This window comes from Pseudomonas sp. KK18 (assembly GCF_037094675.1).
Taxonomy (GTDB): domain Bacteria; phylum Pseudomonadota; class Gammaproteobacteria; order Pseudomonadales; family Pseudomonadaceae; genus Aquipseudomonas.
The window spans coordinates 3,180,860-3,205,295 of the sequence record NZ_CP146605.1; the positions used below are offsets into that span (position 1 = coordinate 3,180,860).

The following is a 24,436-nucleotide window of genomic DNA, read 5'->3' on the forward strand; positions in this document are numbered from 1 at the left end:
TCAGGGATGGATTGACCCGATCGGGGCGCAGCCACGCTACCATGCCCGTGATGGGAATTTGATGAAATACCCGCCAGCCCCCTATCCTAGCCCGCCAAGCCCGGTCGAGAACAGGACGCCCCATGACTTTGCAGTTCGTGAAGATGCACGCCCACGGTGATGATTTCATCGTGATCGACCGGCGCGGCCAGGATGACCCGATCACCGCTGAAATCGCCCGCCGCCTGGGTGACCGTCATCGCGGCATCGGCTTCAATCAATTGGCCGTGGTGCTCGACTGCACTGACGCGGCCGCCCGTATCAAATTCTGGAACCCCAACGGCACCCCGCTCGACACCTGCGGCAGCGCCACCCGCGGGGTTGCAGACATGCTGATGCGCGAAGCCGGCACTGCCACCCTCGTGCTGCGAACCAACCGGGGGCTGCTGACCTGCGTGCGCGAATCGGCGCAGCGGGTGTCGGTGGACATGGGGCGGCCGTCAGTGGGCTGGGAAGCTATTCCGCTGGCGCAAGCGATGGACACCGAACGCTTGCCGCTGGAGGGCAACCCGGCGGCGTGCAGCATGGGCAACCCGCACTGCACCTTCTTTGTCGATGACCTGGCGACGGTCGATATTGCAGCGGTTGGCCCGTCGCTGGAAACCCACCCGTTGTTCCCCAACAAGACCAATGTGCATTTCGTGCAGGTACTCGACCGGGGTCATATCCGCCTGCGCATCTGGGAACGGGGCGGCGGTATCCCGCAGGGCTCGGGTTCGTGCTGTTGTGGCGCGGTGGTCAACGGGATTCGTCGTGGGCTGCTGGATGACACCGTCGACGTGCAATGCGATGGCGGTACCGTGACGGTGCATTGGGATGGGCGTGGCGGCGTGGTGTTGACGGGGGCTGTCCAAACCGTTGTTCACGGCACTGTGGCTGCCGCGCTCATGGGTGGCGCAATGGAAAGTGCACACTGAAGGTGGTGCCCCGGTCCGGGTTTGAGCTCACCGAAACACCTCCATCATGGGCCTTGGCAATTTCCCGCACGATAAACAGCCCCAGGCCAACGCTACGCACCTCACTGTCCTGCTCCGTGCCTCGGGTCATGGGCTCAAACAAGCCAGCCATCAACGCTTCGGGAATCGCCGGGCCGTGGTTATGCACCGAGAGCCGGCTCTCTTGCGCGTCCTGGTGCGAGGTGATGGTAATCGGCTGTTGCAGGTCGCCGTACGCCACGCTGTTGGCCACCAGGTTGCCGATGATTTGTTGTATGCGGTCGGCATCCAGGAACGTGCGGGCGCTGCCCGTGGCGTGATGTTCGAGGGTCGCCGTGGGGAACGCCACCCGCAACTCGTCGAGACTGTCACGGGTGACGGCGTGCAGGTCGAGTGCTACGGGATTGATGCTGATGCCCTGGCCGACTCTGGCCTGGGTGAAGTCCAGCAAGTCGGCGATCATCCGCTGCGCCCGTTCGGTGGACAGGCCGATATGCCCCAGGAGTTGGCGCTCCTTGGGGCTGCGCTCGCCACGGGCGAGGAACTCCGAGGCCATCTTGATTGCGGTAAGCGGGTTCTTCAGGTCATGGCTGACAATCGCGACCATCTGCTCGGCAAACAGCGCCCGGCGCTGGGCGATTTCATAGGCGCTGCTCAGTTCGGCCTGGGCCTGCTGCAGCGCGACTTCAGTGGCGGTCTTTTCCTGCAACAAGGCTTCAGCCAGTTTGCGGGCATTGAGCAGTTCACGCTCGTACTTGTCGCGGTCGGTGGTGCCGAAGAGGGCCAGTTCGTTATAGGCAATGCCGGCATGTTCGTACCTGACGCCGTTGAGCAATACCGTGACGGTGCGCCGGTCACGGTGCAGCAGGTCGAGTTTCACTTCGGCGATGGAGCCTTGCATTTTCATCAGCGGCCCCAGGTGCGTCTGATGGAAGATCCGCCCGCCCATCGTCAGCAGGTCCTGGAACCGTCGTTCTTTCAACTCATCGACGCTGAAGCCGGTCCAGTCGCTGAAGCACTGGTTGGCCTGCACGATGGTGCCGTCTTCCCGGGTGACTACCAAGGCGCAGGGCGCACCGTCGAACAAACGTTGAGAGTCCGGCAACGACAGGTTATCGGCTGGCATCGGCACCCACCCATGGCAACAGGAAACTGTCCATGGCCGCTGAACAGGCGCCGGGTGCGCTCATGTGCGGGCAATGCCCCACGTTATCGACCAGGCAGTACGTGCTGGCGGGCAACGCGGCATGCAGGTACTCACCGACGCACACCGGTGCGATCAAGTCGTCGGTGGATTGCAGAATCAGGGTGGGGGTCATCAGGCCGGCGATGTCCTGGCGGTTGTCCGACAGGAACGTCACCCGTGCGAAGCGCTTGGCGATGTCGGGCTCGGTGCGGCAGAAGCTGTTGGTCAGCTCTTCGCCGAGGGCCGGTTGCCCAGGCGCGCCCATGATTACCGGGGCCATGGTGCTGGACCAGCCGAGGTAATTGCTGTCGAGGGTATCGAGCAACGAATGGATATCGTCGAGGGTGAACCCGCCCGTGTAGTCACCGGAATCGATATAGCAGGGCGAAGGACCGATCATCACATGGGCGGCGATTGTTCCGGGCGCCTGGCGATCGGCCAGGGCGCCGATCATCGCGCTGACGGAGTGCCCCACCAGCACCACCGGGCCCACGGCGTATTCATCAACAATCTCGCCTAGGTCATGGGCGTAGCCGGCGAGTGAGCTGTATTTTTCGCTGTCGTACGCGCCCAGGTCGGACTGGCCAGCCCCCACCAGGTCATACAGCACCACACGGAAACGCCCGGTGAAGTGAGGAAACAGATAATTCCACATGGTCTGATCACACCCGAAGCCATGGGAGAAAACCAGGGTCGTGGGACCGCTGCCATACACCCTGACGTTGTTGCGCTGCTGAAGGTCCATGGCGTTCTCGTGTAGGGCGTGTGTGGGGGTGGCGTAAGTCTAGATAGTCGGTGGCGTCGGGTCACCTGTTTATAGCGTCGATAGGGTAAAGTCGGCCGATTCAGGATGAAACTTCAGGTAACAAAACATGATGGTGTTCCTACGGCAATGTGTCTTGGGCTTGCTACTGATCGTTTCCGGCTCGCAGGTGTGGGCCGAAACCGTTCCCCCGGCGCCGGTCACGGTTGCGCTGGACCAGCGCGTGATCGACCTGACCCAAACCCTCGACGCTGCCACTCAATCCCGCATGACCACGCAACTTGCCGGTCTGGAACAACGCAAGGGCGCACAGGTGGCGGTGATGCTGCTGCCGAGCACCCAGGGCGTTGGCATTGAGGACTTCGCCAACCAACTGTTCCGTGCCTGGAAACTGGGGCGCAAGGACGTCAACGACGGCATCCTGCTGCTGGTGGCGAAGGACGATCGCAAGGTTAGGATCGAAGTCGGTTACGGCCTGGAGGGCGTGGTCACCGACCTGCTGGCCCACCGCATCATCGAAGAACACATCACCCCGGCCTTTCGCCAGGGCGATTACGCCGGCGGCGTGCAGCAGGCGGTGGACGACCTGACGCTATTGGTGGACGGCGGCAACTTGCCCGAGGTGGCCAAGGCCGGGGTTGCGCCTGAAGCGTATGCGGTGCTCCTGGCGTTCATGTTTGGCGGGGTGGTCGGGGTATTGATGGGCGCCGAAAAACTCCCTTGGCGCCGGGCCCTGATGGCGGTGGTCGGTGTCACCGTGGTGCTGGTCGCGGTGGCGGGCGGCAAGGACTGGCCGGTCTATTTGCTGTTGCTGCCCCTGTGCATGTTGATCGGTGGCGCTACTTTCGGCGCGTTGTGGCAGGCGAGGGCGGCGTTTTATACCGTGCTGGTGCTGTTGGGCTACATCGCCGGCGTGCTGCTGACCGATAACTTCGTACGCGAGATATCCTTGATCCACTGGCTGGCTTATCCATTCGCAGGGTTGCTGGTCCTGGGCCTGTATCTCGGCCTGTTCCTGGTGATGAAGAGCATGTGGCAAGAGAGCCAGGTGGGCTTTATCGCGCGGCTGTTGGCGGTGCTGGTGTTGTACGGGGTCGCTGGGGCATTGATTGACAAGGGCGCCACGGGATGGCTGTTGGCGTTCCCATTCGCTTCGTTCGCGGCGCTGTTCATCTTTGCCCACGGTATCAGCGGCGGGTCGGGGTCGGGGTCTGGTGGGGGCTCCAGCTCCTCCGGTTCGAGTTCCAGTTCCAGCAGCAGCTCATCGGGTGGTGGTGGTTCCAGTGGTGGGGGTGGGGCGTCGGGGAGTTGGTAAGCCTCCCCCGGAAGCTAGGCGGGCTTGTACGCAACCCAGCCCTTGAAGCTGAAGCCCGCGTAGAACAGTTCCACACCTTCGAAGCCTGCCTCCCGTAGCAGCGCTTCATCGTCGTTGGGTGACAGCACCGGCAAGTGGCTGCTGATGGCGGCAACCGCCCGCTGGGCATCTTCAGCCGGTACGCCGGAATCCACGGCATAGGCCGCATAACGCTTCAGCCAGCGCGCTTTTTCCTCTGGCGACGACTGCGGGAAGCTGTGATGCGCCGCAATCAAAGGCGCGCCCGGCGACAAGCGCCGCCACAGTTCTTTCAGGGTGTGCAGACGCTCTTCGGCCGGGATGAAATGCAAGGTCAGCAAGGACGTGGCGGCATCGAACGGCCCCTCGGGCGCGGTATCGATATAGCCTTCATGCAACTGCACCCGGGCCATCAGCGGACCCAAGGTGGCCTCGGCCAGCTTCAGCATCTCGGCAGACGGGTCCACCCCCACAAACTGCCACTCGGGCTGGCTGTCGGCAAACTTCTTCAACTCCAGGCCGCCGCCTGCACCGAGTACCAATACCTTGCCGGTGGCTGGGACGCTTTCGCGCAGCAACAGGGTGGTCATGCGCTGCAGGGACTCGAAACCCGGTACCAGCCTCACCGGGCCTTCGGCGTAGCGGGCAACAGCGTCGGGGTCTGAAAACCAGGTCATTGCTGGCTCCTGTTGGCGGGGGAAGCGATAACCCTACTGGGGCGAATTCAGGCTGGCAATTGCAGAGATGTGCAGTTGTGTTAAAACGTTGCCTTTGCTGATTTTGAGAGTACCCCTCGAATGCTCCCCGACATGCTTATCCGCGATGCACGACCTGAAGACGCGTTATGCATTGGCGTGCTGGGCATGCAGGTTTTTCTCGATACTTACGCCACCGAAGGCATTCGCGACTCAATCGCCGCCGAGGCGCTGCAAGCGTTTTCGCGCCAGACGATTTCCGCGCTGATCGCCCAGCCGGGCACGGCCATCATCGTCGCTGAAGCCAATGGGCATCTGGTGGGGTTTGCCCAAGTGGCGATGGACACCGGCCATGCGCTGATCTCAACCCCGAAGGCGGCGGAGTTGCAGCGGCTCTACATCCAGGAACGGTTTACCGGACTCGGACTCGGCTACCGTTTGCTGCAAGCGGCTGAACAGCGCGCAGGGCAGGGTGGCGCTTCTTTGTTGTGGGCGACGGTGTGGGTCGGCAACGAGCGGGCGCTGGGTTTTTATCCGCGTCGTGGTTATGAGTTGCTGGGAGCGCCGACCTACACGTTTCAGAATGAGAGCCATGAAAATCGGCTGTTTGGTAAAAGACTTCAGTCTTAACGCGTGAGCAATTGCACTTAAGAAAATCGAAATAATGTCGATATGATGTCATCGCTCACAAGGACCGTTTATCCGATGAAAGTGTTAAAGCTCGCCGTTGCCTGTGTATTCCCGCTGCTCGGCGCCTGTTCCGACTACCACTACAAGAACTACCAAGGCGATTGGGCCCCGGAAAAAATGCAACCGGTCGACCTCTCCGACAACCACCCGAATGCAGCGCTGGTGTACTTCGAAACGTTCCGGGTACGTGAACTGGGCGTGCCGTTTCACCGCTTGGTGTTGGCCACGGAAGTAGACGGCGTTGCGCTCCCGGGCGCCGGTCGACGTTCAATCCTTGATGTGTCCGGTGAACAGGCGCTCAAGTTGGCTCCGGGCAAGCATTCATTGCGCTGGTGCAACGTGTCGATGAACGCCTTGGGCACCGGCGGCGCCTTCTGCAACAAAGGCGCCGATGATGTGGTGTTTGCCGGGGGCCAGCGGTATGTCGTGACCTTCCGCATGACCGCCAGCACCAAGGGCTACCCGGGTGCCTACAGCGTGGAGTACCGCACGTACTCGACGATCAAGAACCTGGATACTCAGGAAGTCATTTTTCCGTTGGAAGGACAGGGTGATGGCTGAGCGCCTCGCACTGGAGAAGTTGGCTTATCTGGAGTTCCTGCGCCTTCTTGAGGCGAGTCATTTTGAATCGCAGCGCACCGGCCAAGCGTTCTACAACCACTTCGACTTGCACCGGCTTTCGGATCAACAAGCGCTAGCTGGGTTGTATGCGGCGGATGGGCGTCAGGCGATAAAGCTGATTGAGCGTATGTTCGACATCGAGTGAAGTAAGTTCCTCAGAGCATTTTGCTCAGGAACACCCGGCTGCTGCCTTCCGGGTCGCACGGGATTTCACCAAACCGCACCCAGCCATTCTTCTCGTAAAACTCCGGGGCCTGGAAACTGAGGGTGTACAGCATCGCCGAGCGGCAGCCACGATGACGGGCTTCGTCTTCGAATGCTTTCAGCAGCGTTGTGCCCAGGCCTGAGCCACGCAGGGCCTCGGGCAGATAAAACAGGTCGAGAAAGGCCATGCCGAGGCTGGTTTTTCCGGTGATGCCGCCGAGGGTTTCACCGGTGTCGGGATCCTTGATCAGCACCGTCAACGGACGTCGGTCATTGGACCCGGTGACGTGCTCGTTGAAGGCGGCGAGGCCGCTGCCCAGGAGCTGCTCGGCTTTGGCGTCTGGCTGGTCGCCGACCTCAATCAGATGCGGCTTCATAGATCCATCACCATCTCATGCCACGCCATCCCGCCATGGTCCGACGCCGACGGCTGCACATAGCGATAGCCCATGCGCTTATACAGCTCCACATGGCGGTCCTTGCACATCAGGTGAATGGTCTTCTTGCCCATCGCCTGCATGCGCTGCACGAACTCCGTCATCAAGCGCGTGGAGTAGCCCTTGCCTTGCTGGGCGGGATCCACCACCACCGACATGATCACCACATTCGGCGCATCGGCTGAATGCCCGACCAACTCCTTGAAGGCCTCATCCGACATCACCACTTCATCGGCGCAACCGCAGTTGATGAAACCGACCACAACACCATCCGCCTCCAGGATCAGAAAGCCTTGCGGGTACAGCGCAATGCGCGTGGCGATCTTTTCCAGGGTCGCGGCTTCATCGCCTTCGTAGGCCGAGATTTCGATCTCGTAGCAACGGTTGGCGTCTGCGGGGTTGGCGTTACGGAAGGTGAGGGCGTGCATTGGGTTACCAGAGAAATTGAACGACAGCCCCCATGATAAAGAAAGAACACCCCGACAGCACCGCCGAACACAAAACCCACTCACACCACCGACCCCCTATGGGAGCCGTCGAGCTTTAGCGAGGCCGCGATGGCGGCCTTCCTGGCACCATCAATATTCGCCAAGCCGGATAACTGGAAAACCCGCAAATGCGGGTTTTCTCGTAACTGAGCCAGGCTCTATTAAACCCCACCCACCAACTTCCCCCCCTCCAACCGCCGCTTATACGCACTGTCCCGACTCGCCAACCAGAAATACAACGGCGACGTCACCACCAACCCCACCAACCAGGACAAATCCGCCCCGTTGATATGCGCCGAAATCGGCCCGACATACAGCGGCGTATTCATAAACGGAATCTGCACCACAATCCCCACCGCATAGGCCACCAGCGCCTGGGGGTTGTACCGGCCATAAATCCCGCCATCCACGCGAAAGATCGAACCGATGTCGTACTTGCCCTTATGGATCGCGTAGAAGTCGATCAGGTTGATCGCCGTCCACGGCACCAGTACCACCAACAACACCAGCACCATGTCCACGAAGTGCCCGATAAAATCCTTCGACGCAAACACCGCCGCAATCGAGCACGCCGCCAGCACCAGCACCGAGATCACGGCACGCGCCTTGGCGGTCGGGATCCAGCGGTAGGCAAAGGTCTGTACCAGGGTGATCAATGACAGCACGGCGCCGTACAGGTTAAGTGCGTTATGGCTGATCACGCTGAGCAGGAACAGCAACAGCATCAGCGGGCCAATGGAGCCGGTCGCCAGTTTGACTGCGTCCATGGTGTCCATGCCCACCGGCGTAGCCAGTACCGCAACCGCACCAAAGATGAACGACAGGCTGGAACCGAGCACGGTGCCCAGATAGGTGGTCCAGAAGGTCGACGCCACCGGCACATCCGCCGGCAGGTAGCGGGAGTAGTCAGACACATACGGCGCAAACGCGATTTGCCACAGCGCGGCCAGCGACACGGTGGCCAGCCAGCCGGAGATGTTGAAGTTACCGCGCGTCAGGAAGTCGGCCGTCTGCACATGGGTGAAGATGTAGCCAAAACCCAGCACGATGCCCGCGCCCAGCACCCAGGTACCGATGCGGTTGAGGACGTGGATGAAGCGGTAGCCGATGATGCCGATGATCCCCGAGCCGATGGCGCCGATGACGATGCCTACCGGTACCGGGATCGCGTCGACGACGCCGTGCAGGGATTTGCCCGCCAGTACGATGTTGGAGGCGAAGAAGCCGATGTACATCACGCCGGCGATCACCACCACCAGCAGTGCGCCAAGGGAGCCGAACTGGGCGCGGCTCTGGATCATTTGCGGGATGCCCATTTGCGGGCCCTGGGCCGAGTGCAGCGCCATCAGCACGCCGCCGACGAGGTGGCCGACGAGGATGGCGATGATGCCCCACACCAGGTTCAGGCCGAACAGTTGCACGGCCAGCGCGCCGGTGACGATGGGCAACGGCGCGATGTTGCCGCCGAACCACAGGGTGAACAGGTCTCTTACCTTTCCGTGGCGATCTTCCGGGGGCACGTATCCAATCGTGTGTTTTTCGATAAGCGGGGCGGAGGATGTTGCAGTGGTAACCATGACGAGCTCCAAGGCAAGGTGAGTACGTTGACGTACTTCGCTGGGCGGCGCGTGTGCGTCGCTTTTGTTGTTGGAGTGATCATGTGCAATGGTCACAGGGAGGTAAATTAGTAAGTTTGTTGCTATAGACCTTAAAAATAATATCTCGCGGGTTTTTTTGCTCCGGTATGTTGCATGCACTTGAATCAGTGTGAAAAAGCCGATTTTCACGCACTTGTTTGGGGCGAAATCCCACGTTTATGGAGGTCCCGATGGCTGCCTATAACCTGCGCCAGCTCAGATATTTTGTAACCACGGCCGAGTGCGGCAGCGTGGCAGAGGCCTCGCGCAAGCTCTATATCGCGCAACCGTCGGTGTCGACGGCCATCAAGCAGTTGGAAGACAGCTTCGGTGTGCAGCTGTTTATCCGCCATCACGCCCAAGGGGTGTCACTGACGCCGAGCGGTGCGCGGTTCTATCGCAAGGCCCTGGAGCTGCTGCGGGTGGCCCATGAGTTTGAGCAGAACGCCCTGGCAGACAATGACGTGGTGGCGGGGCAGATCGATATCGGTTGCTTCGAAACCGTGGCACCGCTGTATTTGCCGCGGTTGATTGCCGGTTTCCGGGAGCGTTGGCCGGGGGTGGAAATCCGTCTGCGCGATGGCGAACAGCAGGAACTGGTGCAGGCGCTGACGGCCGGCAGTATCGATGTGGCGATGCTGTTTGAGCATGACCTGGGCAGCGCCATCGAGACCACGCCGCTGATGCCGCCGCAGCAACCCTATGCGTTGCTGCCGGCGGATCACCGGTTTGCGCAGCAGGCCAAGGTGTCGTTGGCGGACTTGGTGCTGGAACCGATGATTTTGCTGGATGTGCTGCCGAGCCGGACGTACTTCGTGAGTATCTTTGAAGAGCGTGGGCTGACGCCGAATATTGTCTTCAGTTCGCCGTCGATCGAGATGGTGCGCGGGATGGTGGGGCGCGGGTTCGGGTTTTCGATCCTGGTGACCAAGCCGTTTTCGCCGTATTCCTATGACGGGCAGAAACTGGTGTGCGTGCCATTGGCGGAGACGGTGACGGGGTCGGGGTTGTCGGCGGTGTGGTTGCGGCGGGCGCCGTTGACCAAGCCGGTGCAGTTGTTTGTGGAGTATTGCCGGGAAGAGCTGGCGCGGTTGTTAGGTTAGACACAGAACTAAAAATGTGGGAGCGGGCTTGCTCGCGAAAGCGGTGGATCAGTCAATACATCGGGTGACTGTCACACCGCATTCGCGAGCAAGCCCGCTCCCACATTTGGCCCGCGTTTCAGGCGCGAATCGAGTCGAGCATGCGCAACAACATGGCATCGCAAGCCTTCAGTTGCGCAACACTCACAAACTCATCCGGCTTATGCCCCTGGTCCATGCTCCCAGGCCCGCACACCACCGTCGGAATGCCCGCCGCATCAAACAACCCACCCTCGGTCCCGAACGCCACGGTGCCAAATTCCCGCGAGCCGCAAAACGCCGCAATCAGCTCCGCCGCCTGGCTGCGCTGGTCGGTAGCCAGCCCCGGGTACGCCGACAACTCACTGAAGCGAATCGCACTCTGCCGGCTCACCGCCTGCATCCGCGGCAACACCTGCTGCATCGCATAGGCTTGCAGCTCCTCGGCCACTTCACCCGGGTCCATCGAGGGCAGGGCGCGCACTTCAAAGTCAAAACGGCAATCGGCAGGCACGATATTCAACGCCTTGCCCCCGGAGATCACCCCGGTTTGCACGGTGCTGAACGGCGGGTCAAAGCGCTCGTCCTGATGCACCTTGAGGCGCTGGCCGATTCGCCCCAGCTCACCAATCAACTCCGCCGCATACTCGATCGCATTCACGCCCTGGGGCGCATACGCCGAATGGCAGGCCTCGCCATGCACTTCACAGCGCATGGCGAGCTTGCCTTTATGGCCCAGCACCGGCTTCAGCTCGGTGGGCTCGCCGATAATGCACAGCAGCGGTTTCACCGGCCATTGTTCCAGCACCTTGAGCAGCGAACGCACCCCAAGGCAGCCGACTTCCTCGTCGTAGGACAGGGCGATGTGCACCGGCATGCGCAAGTCTGCGCTTGCCAAGGCCGGCACCAGCGCCAGTACACAGGCGATGTAGCCCTTCATGTCCGCCGTGCCCCGGCCAAACAGCTTGCCGTCCCGTTCGGTCAACTCAAACGGCGGCAACGTCCACGGCTGGCCATCCACCGGCACCACATCGGTGTGCCCCGACAGCACAATCCCGGGCACATTCGCCGGGCCGAGGGTGGCGAACAGATTGGCCTTGCTGCGCTCATCGTTGTAGATCAACTCGCAAGGCACGCCGAACCCTGCCAGGTAATCGCGCACGAACTCGATCAGCTTCAGGTTGGATTCGCGGCTGGTGGTATCAAACCCCACCAGCGCCTGCAGCAGTTCCCGGCTGGTGCTCATCGGTCGTCTCCGGCCACGCCGTAGCCAGGGGAGCGGTCCGGGGCGAGGGCGCGGTCGATGTAGTCCTGCACCTGTGGACGGTAGGCGTCCCAGAGCTTTTGCAGCTCGGCGATCGGCTGCTCGTCGGCCCAATCCACCCGCAGGTTGATGATCGGCCAGGTCAGCTCGCCCACCACCACCAGCGCGGCGGAATGCACCGGCCCGGCTTCGCCCCCGGCGGCAATGGCCGCATGCATCGCGGCCAGCAGGCGGTCTGCCAGTTGGCCTTCGCCTTGCTCGTAGGCCTTGACCATCGCCTCGATCACCGCGCGGTCGGCGAGCATATTGCCGGCGGCCACGCACTGTTCGCCCGACACCGCATTGTGGGTGCCAAGGGTTTCGTTGCCGCTGAAATGCACCGTGCGCCCGAGGTGATCAATCGCCGTCAGTTGCCGGTATTGGCTGTAGCCGTTGCGGGTCAGGGCCTTGTCTACGGCATCGGCAGGGGCAAGGCCTTGCTCCAATAGATCGAGTACGTCCGGGCCGAGGGCGGGCAGGGTGATGTTCTGGGTCGAGACCGCACCCACGCCGGGCCGCAGCCATGGGCAGCGGGCGCCTACGGCGATGCTCGATGAGCTGATGGCAATGCCCAACTGGCCGGTTTCCGCGCAGCGGGCGACGATTGAAAAGGTCATGTCGTGCCTCCTTGGGTTACTCGGGGATAACTGCAATCACGTCGATTTCCATCAGCCACTGTGGCTGGCCCAGGGCCGAAACCACCAACCCGGTGGAGATCGGGAACACGCCCTTGAGCCACTTGCCGACTTCCTGGTACACCGGCTCGCGGTAGCGCGGGTCGATCAGGTAGGTGGTGGTCTTGACGATGTGGCTCAGGTCGCTGCCGGCCTCTTCCAGCAGTTGCTTGACGTTTTTCATTGCCTGTTCGGCTTGCGCGCGCGGGTCGCCAAGGCCGATCAGGTTGCCGTCGAAATCGGTGCCCACCTGGCCCCGTACATACACCGTGTTTCCGGCGCGTACGGCCTGGCACAGGTCATTGTCCAGGCTCTGGTTAGGGTAGGTTTCCTTGGTGTTGAACATGCGGATGCGAGTGTGAGTAGGCATCAAAAAAACTCCAGAAAAAAGTGATCAGGCGCTGACAGGTGAGGTGTGAACAACCGGTGCCGGTTCGCGGTACTCAAGGTATTGGCGCTGGATGGCGATATGGTCGGCCACGTACTTGGCGTCATGCCACACACCCCAGATAAACGACGAACCCCGGCGCGACTGCCATGGCAAACCGAGGAAGTAGATGCCCGACTCGCTGGCCACGCCGCGCTGGTGCTGCGGCTTGCCGGCGGCGTCAAATGCATCGACCTTCAGCCAGCTGTAATCCACGGCAAAGCCGGTGGCCCAGATGATTGAAGTGATACCGGCCTTGGCCAGGTCCAGTTCCAGGATCGGGTGCTTGATGCACTCGGCATCGGGAAACACACGACGCGCTTCGGGCTCTGGCGGCAGGTCGAGGCCGTTGCGCTCGATATAGGCATCCGCCGCATCCAGCAGGGCCAGGTAGTTCTCATCGCCGCGGGCCAGGTTTTCCACCAGGTTGGGCTGGAAGCTCGCAACGCTGCCGTTGAAGGATTGGGTCAGGCCGACCAGGGTCATGCCTTGCTGGGCCAGCTCGCGGAAGTCAATGGTCTTGCCGCCGTGGGCGCCGCTCACCGCAATGGTCACGTGCTCGCGGCCGGGTTTCATCGCGGCCTGGTCCCACTCACCCAACACGCCCAGCCACCAGCAGAAATCGCGGTTGCGATAGGCACGCGGTGGGCGGTCGTGAGCACCCACCGACAGGTACACCTGGCGCCCGGAGCGTTGCAGTTCGTCGGCGATCTGCACCCCGGAGGAACCCGCCCCCACCACCAGCACCGCGCCGGCCGGCAGTTGCGCGGGGTTGCGGTAGTCGGCGGAGTGGATCTGGTGCAGCGCGCTGTCTTGAGGGGCAATCGCCGGAATCACCGGCTTCTGGAACGGCCCGGTGGCCGCCACCACGCGGTTGGCTTCGATCACGCCTTCGCTGGTGTGGATGGTAAAGCCAGGACGACCGACATTGCGCACCACCGAGGTCACGTCGACGCCGGTGCGAATCGGTGCATTGAACTTGCGTGCATAGGCTTCGAAGTAGTCCGCCACGCGCTCTTTCGGCGCAAAGCCATCGGGGGCGACGTTATCGAAGGCCAGGCCCGGAAAACGGTCATGCCAGGCCGGGCCGTTGGCGACCAGCGAGTCCCAGCGGCCGGTGCGCCAGCGCTCGGCGATACGGCTGCGCTCCAGCACCAGGTGCGGCACGCCTTGCTTGCTCAGGTGCTCGCTCATGGCGACGCCAGCCTGACCGGCTCCCACCACCAGCGTGTCTGTTTTTGTTATTGCTTGAGTCATGTGTCTGTCCTTGCGTAATGCAGTTGGATTCAGCTTGGGCATGGCTTCAAGGCTAGGGGGAGGGCGGTTTTTAATAAAATATTATTAAGCTGGGAAGTGAGCATAAATATCGGATGCAGGCTCACCCTATCGGGTGATTTCGAGGATGGAGCGGGTGTGCAACCATCCTTGCAGTTCTTTCAGCGAGTGTTTGAAGTGGAAAACGACCGGCTTTCTTCTGCGCAATGGTTCGAACAGATGGCCCGGGTGACCGATAGCATCGGGCAATCGGGGTTCGCCGCGACCTTGTTCGAGGCTCTCGGTTATCTCCAGCCGATCCAGGCCACCACGCTGTATTTCTACCCGCGCGGCGGCATGCCCAGTGCGCTGTTCGAGCTGGACGGGCCATGGTTGCCACAAGGCAATGTGCGCCAGTACCTGTCGGGGTTTTATCTGCTCGACCCGTTTTACGGGGCCTGTGTGGAGGGCGTCAGCTCCGGGTGTTACGAGCTGGCCGAGGTCGCCCCCGATCACTTCGAGCTCAGCGAATACTTCCAGTCGTTTTACCGGCACTCCCATCTGGAGGATGAGCTGAACTACATCCTGCAGTCGAGCAACGGCTCGAGCCTGGCGGTGTCGCTGGCCTTTACGCAAAAGCTCGACGCCACCATCACCGGCCAATTCAAACGCATCGCGGCGTGGGTGCTGGCGGTGCTGGGCAAGCATTTCGTTGGCCTGGATGCCCAGGGGGCGCGTTTTGAAAACCTGCTGGAGCAGCGCATTCACTCGGCGCTGAACAACTTCGGCTCGTCGATATTGACCGAGCGGGAATGCCGGATCGCCCAACTGATCCTGCGGGGGCATTCCACCCGTTCGCTGGCCGAACGCCTCGACGTCTCGGAAGACACCATCAAGTCCCACCGCAAGCACATCTACACCAAGCTCGATATCGGCGCGCAATCGGAACTGTTTGCCCTGTTTATCGATTCGCTGGCCGAAGCCCAGGGAGTGCTGAGCAAAGATCCCCTCGAAAGCTACATGAGCAAGCACCGCTGAGCGGCGTTGCTCGCCCTTGCGTCATTACTAATAAGAGAGAAATACCATGAACGTACCCGCCCAACTGAACCGCCTGACCGAGGACTACCAGAAGTCGGATGCGGCCCACCACATCCATGCATTTGTCGATCAAAAAGCGCTGAATGCCGAAGGCCCGCGGGTGATGGTGCGCGGTGAGGGCCTTTACCTGTGGGACAGCGAAGGCAAGCGTTACCTGGACGGCATGTCGGGCCTGTGGTGCACCCAGCTGGGTTACGGTCGCAGGGACTTGACCGCTGCCGCTGCCGCCCAGATGGACCAGTTGGCGTACTACAACATGTTCTTCCACACCACCCACCCGGCGGTGATCGAGCTGTCGGAGTTGCTCTTCAGCCTGTTGCCGGGCCACTACAGCCACGTGATCTACACCAACTCCGGCTCCGAGGCCAACGAAGTACTGATCCGTACCGTGCGCCGTTACTGGCAAGTGGTCGGCCAGCCGCAGAAAAAAATCATGATCGGGCGCTGGAATGGTTATCACGGCTCCACGCTGGCGGCGTCTGCCCTGGGCGGCATGAAGTTCATGCACGAGATGGGCGGCCTGATTCCCGACGTGGCACACATTGACGAACCCTACTGGTACGCCCATGGCGGCGAGCTGACGCCTGCCGAGTTCGGCCGCCGCTGCGCCTTGCAGCTGGAAGAGAAAATCCTCGAGCTGGGCGCTGAAAACGTCGCCGGGTTTATCGCCGAGCCGTTCCAGGGCGCGGGCGGCATGATCTTCCCGCCGGAAAGCTACTGGCCCGAGATCCAGCGCATTTGCCGGCAATACGATGTGCTGCTGTGTGCCGATGAGGTGATTGGTGGCTTTGGCCGTACCGGCGAATGGTTCGCCCATCAACACTTCGGTTTCGAGCCCGACACCCTGTCCATCGCCAAGGGCCTGACCTCCGGTTACCTGCCGATGGGTGGCCTGGTGCTGAGCAAGCGCGTGGCCGATGCGCTGGTGGAGCGCGGCGGCGTGTTTGCCCACGGGCTGACCTATTCCGGGCACCCGGTGGCGGCGGCGGTGGCGCTGGCCAACCTCAAGGCGCTGCGGGACGAAGGCATCGTGCGCCAGGTGAAGAACGACACCGGACCGTACCTGCAAAAAATCCTCCATGAAGTGTTTGGCAATCACCCGATGATCGGCGAGATCCAGGGCACGGGCTTGCTCGCGGCCTTGCAGTTCGCTGAAGACAAGAGCACCCGCAAGCGCTTCGAGAACGAAAACGACCTGGCCTGGCAGTGCCGCACGTTTGGTTTCGAAGAGGGCGTAATCATTCGCTCGACGCTGGGCCGCATGATCATGGCACCGGCACTGGTGGCCACGCGCACTGAGCTGGACGAGCTGGTTGAAAAGACCCGCATCGCCGTGGATCGCACCGCACGGATCGCGGGAAAACGCTGAAGTGACCAGCGCGCCACTCCAGGCGAGGGGTGGTGCGCAACCTCCATCAGGCAACGCTGAACGGCATCGATGCCATCGAATGCCGCGACGCCCTGCACCCCCATTTCCAGGAGTCACCCATGAATACAATAACAAACGTGACCGATACACCCGCTCATCAATCCTCACCCAAAGCCGCCTCGTCCCGCCGCTTCCGTCAGCCGCTGGGTCTTATCGGGCTGGTGCTGTTCGGCCTGGCGTACATGGTGCCGCTGGCAGTGTTTACCACCTACGGCCTGGTAACCCAAATGACCAAGGGCCACTTGCCGACCGCCTACATGCTGACCCTCGCCGCCATGCTGCTGACGGCCTACAGCTATGGGCGCATGGTCCAGGCGCATCCCTATTCGGGCTCGGTCTACTCTTACACCCGCAAGGCGTTTGGCGCCTACTTCGGCTTCATCGCCGGGTGGACCCTGTTGCTGGACTACATCTTCCTGCCGTTGCTCAGCTATTTGCTGATCGGCATCTACATGTCCGAGTATTTTCCCGGGGTGCCGACCGCCGTGTGGGTGCTCGGCTCGATTGCCCTGGTGACCACGCTGAACCTGGTGGGCATCGAGTCCATCACCCGGGTCAACTGGATACTCATCGTCGCTCAGTTGGTGTTCATCGTGGTGTTCGTGGCGTTGTCGGTGCACACCCTGAGCGAGCAGTCCGCACCCGTGTCGCTGCTGGCGCCATTCCACCATGAAGGCTTCAGCGCGCCGCTGATCATGGCGGGCGCCGCGGTGCTGTGCCTGTCGTTTCTTGGCTTCGATGCGGTGTCGACCATGGCCGAGGAAACCCCCAACCCACGCCGCACCATCCCGTTGGCGATCATGGTGGTGTCGCTGTTCGGCGGCCTGCTGTTCCTGCTGGTTTCGTATTTCGCGCAAATGGTGTTCCCGCAATGGAACAGCTTCGTCGACCCGGATGCCGCCTCGGTGGATGTGATGCGCCGGGTGGGCGGCGAACTGCTGGTGACCGCCTTTACCGCAACCTATGTCGCCGGTTGCTTCGCCTCGGCGATGGTCTCCCAGGCCAGTGTGTCGCGGGTGCTGTTCGCCATGGGGCGTGACGGCGCGCTGCCCCGCGTGCTCGGCAAGCTGGTGACGAAAAAGCGGGTGCCCGCCACGGCCATCGTGCTGGTCGGCCTGTTCTCGCTGATTGCCTTGTTCATCACGCTGGATACCGTCGCCAACATGATCAGCTTCGGTGCGCTGTTTGCGTTCTCGGCGGTGAACCTGGCGGTGATCAAGCACTACCTGGTCGACCAGAAGTTGCGCGGCACCAGGAACTACTTGCTGTACGCGGTTGTGCCGGCGCTTGGGTTCCTCAGCACGATCTGGCTATGGAGCAGCCTTTCCAGCCTGTCGTTCACCATCGGCCTGTGCTGGATGGGGCTTGGGCTCCTGTGCCTGCTGGGCATCACGCGGGGGCTGCGCGTGAAGATGCCGGAACTGCAGATCGCCGAGTGAACCCCTCGTCTATCCATCGCCATTCATTGGGAGTACAACGTGTTCGACCTTAACTACTGGCAACAGCGTGTTGCCCGCCAGACGTTCATCAACACCGCCCTGATCGGTGGCCGCTCAGTGAATGCGGCATCCGGGGCGACCTTCGATGCCATTAACCCTGCGACCCAGCAGTTGCTGTCGCGGGTTGCAGCCTGCGGTGACGCAGAAGTCGACCTGGCCGTGCGCAGCGCACGCCAGGCCTTCGAGACCGGCCCCTGGCGACGGATGCCGCCGGTGGAGCGCAAGAAAATTTTGATCAGGCTCTCCGAATTACTGATGACCCACCGCGAGGAACTGGCGCTGCTCGATTCGCTGAACATGGGCAAGCCGGTGATGGACGCCTACAACGTTGACGTGCCCGGCGCCGCCAATGTGTTTGCCTGGTACGGCGAAGCCCTCGACAAGCTCTACGATCAAGTCGCGCCCACCGCTCACAACGCGTTGGCAACCATCACGCGTGAAGCACTGGGGGTGATCGCGGCGGTGGTGCCGTGGAACTTCCCGCTCGACATGGCCGCCTGGAAACTCGCGCCGGCGTTGGCGGCCGGTAACAGCGTGGTCTTGAAACCTGCCGAGCAGTCGCCGTTTTCTGCCCTGCGCCTGGCCCAGCTTGCCCTGGAAGCCGGTGTCCCGGAAGGTGTGTTGAATGTAGTGCCCGGCCTCGGCGACAGTGCCGGCAAGGCCCTGGGGCTGCACCCCGACGTGGATTGCCTGGTGTTCACCGGCTCCACTCAGGTGGGCAAATACTTCATGCAGTACTCCGCCCAGTCCAACCTGAAACAGGTGTGGCTGGAGTGTGGCGGCAAGAGCCCGAACCTGGTGTTCGAGGACTGCCAGGACCTGGACCTTGCAGCGCAGAGGGCCGCCTTCGGCATCTTTTTCAACCAGGGCGAAGTGTGTTCGGCCAACTCCCGTCTCTACGTGCAACGCTCCATCCATGACGAATTCGTCGAGCGCCTGATCGCCAAGTCGCGCGCCTGGATGCCGGGTGATCCGCTGGACCCCGGCAGTGCGGCCGGTGCCATCGTCGACAGTCAGCAAACCGCACGCATCATGCACGCCATCAGCCAGGCCCAGGGGGAGGGCGCCAGGCTGTTGTGCGGTGGCGAACAGTTGACCATCAATGGTTCAGCAAACTTCATCCAGCCAACCATTTTTGCCGGTGTGACCCGCGACATGGCCCTGTCCCGTGATGAAGTGTTCGGCCCGGTGCTTGCCGTCAGCACTTTCGACACGGAAGAGCAGGCGATACAGCAGGCCAACGACAGCCTCTACGGCCTGGCGGCCTCGGTCTGGAGTGATGACCTCAATCGTGCGCACCGCGTGGCCCGGGCGCTGAATGCCGGGACGGTGTCGGTCAACACCATCGACGCCCTGGATGTGGCGGTGCCGTTCGGTGGTGGCAAGCAATCCGGGTTCGGGCGTGATTTGTCGCTGCACGCTTTTGACAAGTACACGCAGCTGAAAACCACCTGGTTTCAGCTGCGTTGACTCAAGCGGTTATCCGGTCGTGTATTTATGCGTGCGCGGCCGGCACAACTACAGGCAAAATCAGCGCGAACTCAGAGGGCTTTGAACACCATGGTCACTATTCGCGTAATGAGCACTGCCGACTACGACGCCGTGCTCGAACTGATGCAGAAAACGCCTGGCATCTCCCTGCGCGATGCCGACTCCCGCGAGGCCACTGAGCGTTACCTGGAGCGCAATCCAGGCATGAGTTTCGTCGCCGAGGTCGACGGGGGGCTGGTTGGGTGCGTGATGTGCGGGCACGATGGCCGGCGCGGGTATTTGCAGCACTTGCTGGTGCTGCCCGCGTATCGGCGCCAGGGTATTGCGAACGCGTTGGTTGAGCGCTGCCTCACCCGCCTGGCGCAATTGGGCATCCGCAAATGCCACCTGGATGTGTTCAAGACCAACGACAGCGCTGCCCGTTATTGGCAGGGCCAGGGCTGGCAGCTGAGGACCGATATTGATCGCTATTCGTTTACCCGACCGGGTGACGAGAACGCCTGACGTCCATGGAGGGACAGATGCTCGAGATACGACGCGCCACGCTGGAAGATGCACAGGCAGCCCTCGACATTCGCCTGTTCGCCATACGCAGCCAATGCATCGGCGCCTATACGTCCGAGCAGATGATGTTGTGGACGCAAGGCGCAGCCAAGGACGGTTACGACACGCTGATGGACAAGCATTTTTACCTGGGCTGCCTAAACGGTGAACCTGTGGCCACCGGCATGCTGGATCTGGCGAACAACGAAATCGGTGCGCTGTTTGTGCTGCCCGGGTTTACCGGACGCGGGATTGGCAAACAGATACTGGCGTATCTGGAAGCGTTGGCGCAGGAATTGGGGATCGAGGAAGTGATCCTGGACGCGACGTTGAACGCGGCGGATTTTTATCGACGGTGTGGGTATGTGGGCGATGAGCAGGCGATCTACCACTCGCCATCGGGGTTGCAGTTGGCCTGTATTCCTATGCGCAAACACCTGCGCCGTTTGCGCTGACACGGAAAAACTGTGGTGAGGGCGCTTGCTGTGGCGAGGGAGCTTGCTCCCGCTGGGTCGCGAAGCGGCCCCAATAAAGCCAGCGCAATCTGACTGAAAGAACTCGCTGACCTTCTTGGGGCTGCTGCGCAGCCCAGCGGGAGCAAGCTCCCTCGCCACAGGTCATGTGTCGTCCTGGGTATTGAACTCCGTACGCAAACACCTGATCACCTCGCTCACCGAAGCTCCTTGAACCACCGGCGGCGTAGGGCTCTCACCAAACTCCCGCCAGATAAAAAGCGTCAGCTCCGCACCGTCGGTAGCCTTCTGCTGCGTCCCGAAATTCTGCAACACCCGATAGCGCTCATCCTGCCAGAACAGCGCTTCAACCCATCCATACACCGGTATGAAATGAAAGTGCAGCGGGAAGCCCGGCATATGCCCGAACCGGCTGATGTAAAGCCACTTGGGCTTCAACTGAGCCTCCATGACCCGCTGGGTTTTGGCCAGCAACCCACCCAACTCCGCGAGCGCCGCATCGGGCATCTCGGCCAGTGAGTCAACCGGCGCCTTGGCACCCAGCATCAGGTAGCCCGGCAGTGCGGATGACAGGTGATGATTGAGCAGCCAGTGCTCGGTCTCATGCACAACAAAGGATGGATCGATCTTCATCGACGGGCTTCCATGCGAAGAGGCTTGGCAGAATACCAAGAGTCATCGCCCTGTATCCCGCAAATGCAGCGGATCTGTCTCTATCGCGGCATTCACCTTATAGATACGGTTCATCCATACCTATTCAATGCCGAGAAAACCATGGACCTGACCGCAATCCCCTTTGGCACTACCGACTGGTCGACCCTCGAGCCGGTGATGCATCCCGGCGAAACCGGCAGTGCGTATTGGCGCACTTGCCAGTTCGGTTCAACCCGCGTGCGCATGGTCGAATACAGCGCCGGTTACCTGGCTGATCACTGGTGTTGGCGCGGGCATATCCTGCTGTGCCTGGAAGGTGAGCTGCACACCGAGCTGGAGGATGGCCGGCAGTTCACGCTGACTGCCGGGATGAGTTATCAGGTGGGCAATGACATGGAGGGGCATCGGTCATCGACTACCGTCGGGGCGAAGTTGTTCGTGGTGGATTGAGGCGTCAAGCCAGTCGCACAATCAACTTGCCGAAGTTGCGCCCCTCCAGCAGCCCGATAAACGCCTCAGGCGCTTGCTCCAGGCCCTCGACAATGTCTTCGCGCCACTTCAGCTTGCCCTGATCAATCCACTGCGCGGCTTCCTGCAAGAAGTCGTCCTGCTGCTCGTCAACAAACTCGGTCTGGATAAAGCCGCGCACTGTGAGGCTCTTGGCGAGGATGTCGTGCATAGTCGCCGGCAGTCGGTCGACCTGTTGCCCAGGCATCGAGCGGTCGTTGTAATGGGCGATCAGCCCACATACGGGTATCCGCGCAAAGTCATTGAGCAGCGGCCTCACGGCATCCCAAACCGCCCCCGAGACATTTTCGAAGTAAACGTCAATTCCATTGGGGCAGGCTTCGGCCAACTGCTGGGCAAAATCCGCCGCGCGATGGTCGATGACGGCATCAAACCCGAGTTCATTTTTCACGAATGCGCATTTCTCCGGCCCACCCGCGATACCCACCGCGCGTGCGCCCTTGATGCGGGCGATCTGGCCGACCACCGAGCCCACTGCGCCACTCGCCGCCGCCACTACCACGGTGTCACCGGGCTTGGGTTGGCCAATAGTGAGCAACCCCGAGTACGCGGTGAACCCCGGCATTCCAAGAACTCCCAGCGCTGTGCTGGGGTGGGCGATGCCCGGATCCAGAAGCCGCAGATCGAGGCCGTCCGAGAGCGCAAATCGCTGCCAGCCGGCATAGGCAAGCACGATGTCGCCCTCTTGCCACAACGGGTTTCGTGAATGTTTGATCCGCGCGACCGTGCCGCCCACCATCACCTCGCCGATGCCCACTGGCTCGGCATAGGATTTGGCCGCACTCATGCGCCAGCGCATGTAGGGGTCGAGGGACAGATAGAGGTTTTCCAGCAACACTTCGCCTTCGGCAGGCTCGGGAATCGCGCTGTACTCCACGCGAAAATCGCTGGGTTGCGGGCGCCCGTCGGGGCGGGCGGCCAGTACGATGCGTTGGTTCTGGAGCTGGGTCATGAGGCTCTTCCTGGTTGATAACGTTCCAGCAGGGTAGTCATGCTCAAGCTATCGAGGTAGGGTGATAGCTGTTGATTCAGAGTTAACCCAAACATGATATCTGACGCGTTTGAACCCTATCTGCTACGAACCTTTATCTCGGTATGCCAGCACGGCAGCCTGAGTGGCGCAGCCCAGCAGGCGGGCAGGGCGCAATCGGCCCTAAGCGCACAAATCCGCCGGCTTGAGGAGTTGCTAGGCCAGCGGCTGTTGCGCAGAACAGGTCGGGGCGTGGTGCCCACTACCGAAGGCGAACTGCTGCTCACCTACGCGACGCGCATTCTGGCCTTGGGCGAGACGGTAGCAGCGCGCCTGAAAGAGCGCACGGTGATGGGCAATGTGCGCGTCGGGCTCTCGGAAGACGTGGCGGTATCGGCGTTGCCGGCAGCGCTCGGCCGGCTGCGGCGCGCCTGCCCGCATGTACACCTGGAGGTCGTTGTTGATCACGGCGACGCACTCGCCGAACGTTGGAATGACGGCGAGCTGGACGTGGCCATTGGCGTCAGCTCATCGTTCAACGCCGACCCTGTGCACGCCTGGAACGTCGAGCTGTACTGGGTGTGCGCGATTGATGAAGAAATCGATGCGGCGCTGCCGCTGGATGTCATCGTGTATGCCGAACCCTGTGTCTGGCGGCGCTTGATGTTTGATGCCTTGCTGAACGCCGGGCGGGATTTTCGGGTCACGGTGACCAGCCCGAACATTGGCGTAATCACCGCAGCGGTGGAGGGCGGATTGGGTGTGGCCTTGCTGCCGGCGGAGAATATTCGGCCGGAGACCATGCGCATCATTTCCCTGGCTGAAAGCGATGGGCCTATTTTGAGTGTCAACTACGGCCTGTACGCCGTTCCACGGCAAAGCGACAGCATCCGCGCGGCAGTGGAACTGCTCACCGAGAGTTTTCACGCGATGACTCAACCCTTGCGATAAACCCCCGCCAACTCCCGCGCCAGCCCAATGAAATTCTGCAACGGCGCCGACGGATTGAACGCGCGCCGCACCAGGGTGATCGGTGCCAGCAACCTTGGCCGTGCATCGCTGATCCGGCAGTACACCACGCTTTCGCGATGCACGTCGCGCATCGACGCCGGCACCACCGAGATGCCTTCGCCGGCGGCCACCAGGCTGACGTTGGTCAGCATGCGCTCCACTTCAAAGGCAATCTTCGGCTCGAAGCCGGCGTTCTGGCAGGCCTTGATCAGGTTGGCGTACATCCCCGGCGCGCCGGGGCGGCGGACCAGGATGAAGCGTTCGTCCTTGAGGTCGGCCATGGTGATTTTTGGCTCGGCGCCCTTGAGCAGCGCATGCCCGACGGGCAGGGTCAGCAGCATTTCTTCGTTGAGCAATCGGTGGAACGTAAGGCTCTGGTGGTCGCCCACCGGTGCGCGGAGGATGCCGATGTCGATGCGTTTTTCGATGGTGTCTTCGGTGACTTCCCGGGCGCTGCCTTCGTTGATCGAGAGCTCCACGCCCGGGTATTGCTCGCGGTAGGCGCGGATGATTCGCGGGATCAGCGGGTGGGCGGCGGCGGAACTGGTGAAGGCAATGACCAACGTGCCTTCGATACCCTGGGCAGCGCGAGCCGCCTTGAGGGAACCTTGCTCGACGCGGGCGAGGATCACTCGCGCTTCATCGAGAAACACCAGCCCGCCGGCAGTCAGGTCGACGCCCTTGGGGTGGCGCTTGAACAGGTCGAATCCCAGCTCTTGTTCGAGGGCACGTATCTGTTGGCTGAGGGGCGGCTGCTGCATGTTCAGGCGAGCGGCAGCGCGGGTGAAATGTCGCTCTTCGGCCACCATGATGAAATAACGTAAATGCCGAAGTTCCATGGTGGTATATCCCGTGACAAGACTTTATTATTTGTGGCCTGAATGCGCCTTGGCGACCAATATGCCGAAAGTGGCCTGATCCGACAATAACAAT

General features: G+C 61.6%; 27 protein-coding genes. 14 read left to right on the plus strand and 13 right to left on the minus strand.

Annotation, left to right across the window (positions count from 1 at the left end; all coding sequences use genetic code 11):
- Positions 1-122: 122 nt before the first annotated feature.
- The gene (gene dapF / locus V6607_RS14495) at positions 123-956 is read left to right on the plus strand and encodes a diaminopimelate epimerase (protein WP_134326373.1); all 834 of its coding nucleotides are present in this window, start codon (positions 123-125) and stop codon (positions 954-956) included.
- Here the strand turns inward: dapF and V6607_RS14500 are convergent.
- Positions 925-2,100, minus strand: a complete 1,176-nt coding sequence (locus V6607_RS14500) for a PAS domain-containing sensor histidine kinase (RefSeq protein ID WP_134326374.1) — start codon at positions 2,098-2,100, stop codon at positions 925-927. The two genes, dapF and V6607_RS14500, sit on opposite strands and share 32 nt — an antisense overlap.
- On the minus strand, positions 2,087-2,905 hold the full coding sequence (locus V6607_RS14505; RefSeq protein WP_134326375.1) for an alpha/beta hydrolase: 819 nt from the start codon (positions 2,903-2,905) through the stop codon (positions 2,087-2,089). Before V6607_RS14505 ends, V6607_RS14500 begins: the two co-directional genes overlap by 14 nt.
- Before the next feature lie 127 nt (positions 2,906-3,032).
- Between V6607_RS14505 and V6607_RS14510 the strand changes: the two genes are divergently transcribed.
- A complete protein-coding gene (locus V6607_RS14510) occupies positions 3,033-4,238 on the plus strand; it encodes a YgcG family protein (RefSeq protein ID WP_134326376.1) in 1,206 nt (401 codons plus the stop codon).
- Positions 4,239-4,252: 14 nt separating this feature from the next.
- Here the strand turns inward: V6607_RS14510 and V6607_RS14515 are convergent, their stop codons facing one another.
- Positions 4,253-4,933: a class I SAM-dependent methyltransferase gene (locus V6607_RS14515; protein WP_134326377.1), complete on the minus strand. Its 681-nt coding sequence runs from the start codon at positions 4,931-4,933 to the stop codon at positions 4,253-4,255.
- A 132-nt stretch (positions 4,934-5,065) separates the two neighbouring features.
- Between V6607_RS14515 and V6607_RS14520 the strand changes: the two genes are divergently transcribed.
- The 3 genes from V6607_RS14520 to V6607_RS14530 all read left to right on the plus strand — a co-directional run bounded on the left by V6607_RS14520 (position 5,066) and on the right by V6607_RS14530 (position 6,407).
- Entirely contained in the window at positions 5,066-5,581 is a 516-nt protein-coding gene (locus tag V6607_RS14520) for a GNAT family N-acetyltransferase (RefSeq protein ID WP_166742158.1), read from the plus strand.
- A gap of 75 nt (positions 5,582-5,656) precedes the next feature.
- On the plus strand, positions 5,657-6,202 hold the full coding sequence (locus tag V6607_RS14525; RefSeq protein WP_017475120.1) for a hypothetical protein: 546 nt from the start codon (positions 5,657-5,659) through the stop codon (positions 6,200-6,202).
- Positions 6,195-6,407 (plus strand): hypothetical protein, encoded by a 213-nt coding sequence (locus V6607_RS14530; protein WP_087692434.1) that lies wholly within the window; start codon positions 6,195-6,197, stop codon positions 6,405-6,407. Before V6607_RS14525 ends, V6607_RS14530 begins: the two co-directional genes overlap by 8 nt.
- Positions 6,408-6,417: 10 nt before the next feature.
- Here the strand turns inward: V6607_RS14530 and V6607_RS14535 are convergent, their stop codons facing one another.
- The 3 genes from V6607_RS14535 to V6607_RS14545 form a co-directional block, all read right to left on the minus strand.
- Positions 6,418-6,843 carry a GNAT family N-acetyltransferase gene (locus V6607_RS14535; protein ID WP_087692433.1) on the minus strand — a complete coding sequence of 142 codons (426 nt, stop codon included), beginning with the start codon at positions 6,841-6,843 and terminating at the stop codon, positions 6,418-6,420.
- The gene (locus V6607_RS14540; RefSeq protein ID WP_134326378.1) at positions 6,840-7,331 is read right to left on the minus strand and encodes a GNAT family N-acetyltransferase; all 492 of its coding nucleotides are present in this window, start codon (positions 7,329-7,331) and stop codon (positions 6,840-6,842) included. Before V6607_RS14540 ends, V6607_RS14535 begins: the two co-directional genes overlap by 4 nt.
- Positions 7,332-7,552: 221 nt before the next feature.
- A complete protein-coding gene (locus V6607_RS14545; protein ID WP_003210161.1) occupies positions 7,553-8,968 on the minus strand; it encodes a cytosine permease in 1,416 nt (471 codons plus the stop codon).
- Between the two features lie 251 nt (positions 8,969-9,219).
- Between V6607_RS14545 and V6607_RS14550 the strand changes: the two genes are divergently transcribed.
- The gene (locus V6607_RS14550; RefSeq protein WP_003210159.1) at positions 9,220-10,131 is read left to right on the plus strand and encodes a LysR substrate-binding domain-containing protein; all 912 of its coding nucleotides are present in this window, start codon (positions 9,220-9,222) and stop codon (positions 10,129-10,131) included.
- A 118-nt stretch (positions 10,132-10,249) separates the two neighbouring features.
- Here the strand turns inward: V6607_RS14550 and argE are convergent, their stop codons facing one another.
- Genes argE through V6607_RS14570 form a run of 4 tightly spaced genes read right to left on the minus strand, consistent with a single transcriptional unit; the run spans position 10,250 to position 13,810 of the window.
- Positions 10,250-11,395: an acetylornithine deacetylase gene (gene argE / locus V6607_RS14555; protein ID WP_102606138.1), complete on the minus strand. Its 1,146-nt coding sequence runs from the start codon at positions 11,393-11,395 to the stop codon at positions 10,250-10,252.
- Entirely contained in the window at positions 11,392-12,069 is a 678-nt protein-coding gene (locus tag V6607_RS14560) for a DUF1028 domain-containing protein (protein WP_338743958.1), read from the minus strand. The genes argE and V6607_RS14560 overlap by 4 nt, the downstream gene beginning before the upstream one ends.
- A 16-nt stretch (positions 12,070-12,085) precedes the next feature.
- The gene (locus V6607_RS14565) at positions 12,086-12,496 is read right to left on the minus strand and encodes a RidA family protein (protein WP_003207327.1); all 411 of its coding nucleotides are present in this window, start codon (positions 12,494-12,496) and stop codon (positions 12,086-12,088) included.
- 24 nt (positions 12,497-12,520) lie between these two features.
- Entirely contained in the window at positions 12,521-13,810 is a 1,290-nt protein-coding gene (locus tag V6607_RS14570) for an NAD(P)/FAD-dependent oxidoreductase (RefSeq protein ID WP_134326380.1), read from the minus strand.
- A 195-nt stretch (positions 13,811-14,005) separates the two neighbouring features.
- Here V6607_RS14570 and V6607_RS14575 point away from each other — a divergent pair, with 195 nt between their 5' ends.
- From V6607_RS14575 to V6607_RS14600, 6 genes are all read left to right on the plus strand, one after another.
- Positions 14,006-14,845 carry a helix-turn-helix transcriptional regulator gene (locus V6607_RS14575; RefSeq protein ID WP_134327660.1) on the plus strand — a complete coding sequence of 280 codons (840 nt, stop codon included), beginning with the start codon at positions 14,006-14,008 and terminating at the stop codon, positions 14,843-14,845.
- A 46-nt stretch (positions 14,846-14,891) separates the two neighbouring features.
- Positions 14,892-16,274: an aspartate aminotransferase family protein gene (locus V6607_RS14580; protein ID WP_134326381.1), complete on the plus strand. Its 1,383-nt coding sequence runs from the start codon at positions 14,892-14,894 to the stop codon at positions 16,272-16,274.
- A 119-nt stretch (positions 16,275-16,393) separates the two neighbouring features.
- On the plus strand, positions 16,394-17,773 hold the full coding sequence (locus tag V6607_RS14585; RefSeq protein ID WP_134326382.1) for an APC family permease: 1,380 nt from the start codon (positions 16,394-16,396) through the stop codon (positions 17,771-17,773).
- 39 nt (positions 17,774-17,812) lie between these two features.
- Positions 17,813-19,303, plus strand: a complete 1,491-nt coding sequence (locus V6607_RS14590; protein ID WP_134326383.1) for an aldehyde dehydrogenase — start codon at positions 17,813-17,815, stop codon at positions 19,301-19,303.
- A 27-nt stretch (positions 19,304-19,330) separates the two neighbouring features.
- A complete protein-coding gene (locus V6607_RS14595) occupies positions 19,331-19,828 on the plus strand; it encodes a GNAT family N-acetyltransferase (RefSeq protein ID WP_134326384.1) in 498 nt (165 codons plus the stop codon).
- Between the two features lie 17 nt (positions 19,829-19,845).
- Positions 19,846-20,322 (plus strand): GNAT family N-acetyltransferase, encoded by a 477-nt coding sequence (locus V6607_RS14600; protein WP_134326385.1) that lies wholly within the window; start codon positions 19,846-19,848, stop codon positions 20,320-20,322.
- A 162-nt stretch (positions 20,323-20,484) separates the two neighbouring features.
- On the opposite strand, the gene V6607_RS14605 is transcribed toward V6607_RS14600, so the two are convergent.
- The gene (locus tag V6607_RS14605) at positions 20,485-20,973 is read right to left on the minus strand and encodes an HIT family protein (RefSeq protein ID WP_003207341.1); all 489 of its coding nucleotides are present in this window, start codon (positions 20,971-20,973) and stop codon (positions 20,485-20,487) included.
- A 141-nt stretch (positions 20,974-21,114) separates the two neighbouring features.
- Here V6607_RS14605 and V6607_RS14610 point away from each other — a divergent pair, with 141 nt between their 5' ends.
- Entirely contained in the window at positions 21,115-21,444 is a 330-nt protein-coding gene (locus V6607_RS14610; protein ID WP_003207343.1) for a DHCW motif cupin fold protein, read from the plus strand.
- A gap of 4 nt (positions 21,445-21,448) precedes the next feature.
- Here the strand turns inward: V6607_RS14610 and V6607_RS14615 are convergent, their stop codons facing one another.
- Positions 21,449-22,474 (minus strand): NADP-dependent oxidoreductase, encoded by a 1,026-nt coding sequence (locus V6607_RS14615; protein WP_338743959.1) that lies wholly within the window; start codon positions 22,472-22,474, stop codon positions 21,449-21,451.
- Between the two features lie 93 nt (positions 22,475-22,567).
- Here V6607_RS14615 and V6607_RS14620 point away from each other — a divergent pair, with 93 nt between their 5' ends.
- Entirely contained in the window at positions 22,568-23,443 is an 876-nt protein-coding gene (locus tag V6607_RS14620; RefSeq protein WP_134326387.1) for a LysR family transcriptional regulator, read from the plus strand.
- Here V6607_RS14620 and V6607_RS14625 read toward each other — a convergent pair.
- Positions 23,428-24,342: a LysR family transcriptional regulator gene (locus V6607_RS14625; RefSeq protein ID WP_102368851.1), complete on the minus strand. Its 915-nt coding sequence runs from the start codon at positions 24,340-24,342 to the stop codon at positions 23,428-23,430. The two genes, V6607_RS14620 and V6607_RS14625, sit on opposite strands and share 16 nt — an antisense overlap.
- Positions 24,343-24,436 lie beyond the last annotated feature (94 nt).

What these genes read in the sequence shown, in the direction of transcription:
- dapF (WP_134326373.1), top strand. Translation starts at nt 123, where the DNA reads ATGACTTTGCAGTTCGTGAAGATGCACGCCCACGGTGATGATTTCATC.
- V6607_RS14500 (WP_134326374.1), bottom strand. Translation starts at nt 2,100, where the DNA reads ATGCCAGCCGATAACCTGTCGTTGCCGGACTCTCAACGTTTGTTCGAC.
- V6607_RS14505 (WP_134326375.1), bottom strand. Translation starts at nt 2,905, where the DNA reads ATGGACCTTCAGCAGCGCAACAACGTCAGGGTGTATGGCAGCGGTCCC.
- V6607_RS14510 (WP_134326376.1), top strand. Translation starts at nt 3,033, where the DNA reads ATGATGGTGTTCCTACGGCAATGTGTCTTGGGCTTGCTACTGATCGTT.
- V6607_RS14515 (WP_134326377.1), bottom strand. Translation starts at nt 4,933, where the DNA reads ATGACCTGGTTTTCAGACCCCGACGCTGTTGCCCGCTACGCCGAAGGC.
- V6607_RS14520 (WP_166742158.1), top strand. Translation starts at nt 5,066, where the DNA reads ATGCTTATCCGCGATGCACGACCTGAAGACGCGTTATGCATTGGCGTG.
- V6607_RS14525 (WP_017475120.1), top strand. Translation starts at nt 5,657, where the DNA reads ATGAAAGTGTTAAAGCTCGCCGTTGCCTGTGTATTCCCGCTGCTCGGC.
- V6607_RS14530 (WP_087692434.1), top strand. Translation starts at nt 6,195, where the DNA reads ATGGCTGAGCGCCTCGCACTGGAGAAGTTGGCTTATCTGGAGTTCCTG.
- V6607_RS14535 (WP_087692433.1), bottom strand. Translation starts at nt 6,843, where the DNA reads ATGAAGCCGCATCTGATTGAGGTCGGCGACCAGCCAGACGCCAAAGCC.
- V6607_RS14540 (WP_134326378.1), bottom strand. Translation starts at nt 7,331, where the DNA reads ATGCACGCCCTCACCTTCCGTAACGCCAACCCCGCAGACGCCAACCGT.
- V6607_RS14545 (WP_003210161.1), bottom strand. Translation starts at nt 8,968, where the DNA reads ATGGTTACCACTGCAACATCCTCCGCCCCGCTTATCGAAAAACACACG.
- V6607_RS14550 (WP_003210159.1), top strand. Translation starts at nt 9,220, where the DNA reads ATGGCTGCCTATAACCTGCGCCAGCTCAGATATTTTGTAACCACGGCC.
- argE (WP_102606138.1), bottom strand. Translation starts at nt 11,395, where the DNA reads ATGAGCACCAGCCGGGAACTGCTGCAGGCGCTGGTGGGGTTTGATACC.
- V6607_RS14560 (WP_338743958.1), bottom strand. Translation starts at nt 12,069, where the DNA reads ATGACCTTTTCAATCGTCGCCCGCTGCGCGGAAACCGGCCAGTTGGGC.
- V6607_RS14565 (WP_003207327.1), bottom strand. Translation starts at nt 12,496, where the DNA reads ATGCCTACTCACACTCGCATCCGCATGTTCAACACCAAGGAAACCTAC.
- V6607_RS14570 (WP_134326380.1), bottom strand. Translation starts at nt 13,810, where the DNA reads ATGACTCAAGCAATAACAAAAACAGACACGCTGGTGGTGGGAGCCGGT.
- V6607_RS14580 (WP_134326381.1), top strand. Translation starts at nt 14,892, where the DNA reads ATGAACGTACCCGCCCAACTGAACCGCCTGACCGAGGACTACCAGAAG.
- V6607_RS14585 (WP_134326382.1), top strand. Translation starts at nt 16,394, where the DNA reads ATGAATACAATAACAAACGTGACCGATACACCCGCTCATCAATCCTCA.
- V6607_RS14595 (WP_134326384.1), top strand. Translation starts at nt 19,331, where the DNA reads ATGCGTGCGCGGCCGGCACAACTACAGGCAAAATCAGCGCGAACTCAG.
- V6607_RS14600 (WP_134326385.1), top strand. Translation starts at nt 19,846, where the DNA reads ATGCTCGAGATACGACGCGCCACGCTGGAAGATGCACAGGCAGCCCTC.
- V6607_RS14605 (WP_003207341.1), bottom strand. Translation starts at nt 20,973, where the DNA reads ATGAAGATCGATCCATCCTTTGTTGTGCATGAGACCGAGCACTGGCTG.
- V6607_RS14610 (WP_003207343.1), top strand. Translation starts at nt 21,115, where the DNA reads ATGGACCTGACCGCAATCCCCTTTGGCACTACCGACTGGTCGACCCTC.
- V6607_RS14615 (WP_338743959.1), bottom strand. Translation starts at nt 22,474, where the DNA reads ATGACCCAGCTCCAGAACCAACGCATCGTACTGGCCGCCCGCCCCGAC.
- V6607_RS14620 (WP_134326387.1), top strand. Translation starts at nt 22,568, where the DNA reads ATGATATCTGACGCGTTTGAACCCTATCTGCTACGAACCTTTATCTCG.
- V6607_RS14625 (WP_102368851.1), bottom strand. Translation starts at nt 24,342, where the DNA reads ATGGAACTTCGGCATTTACGTTATTTCATCATGGTGGCCGAAGAGCGA.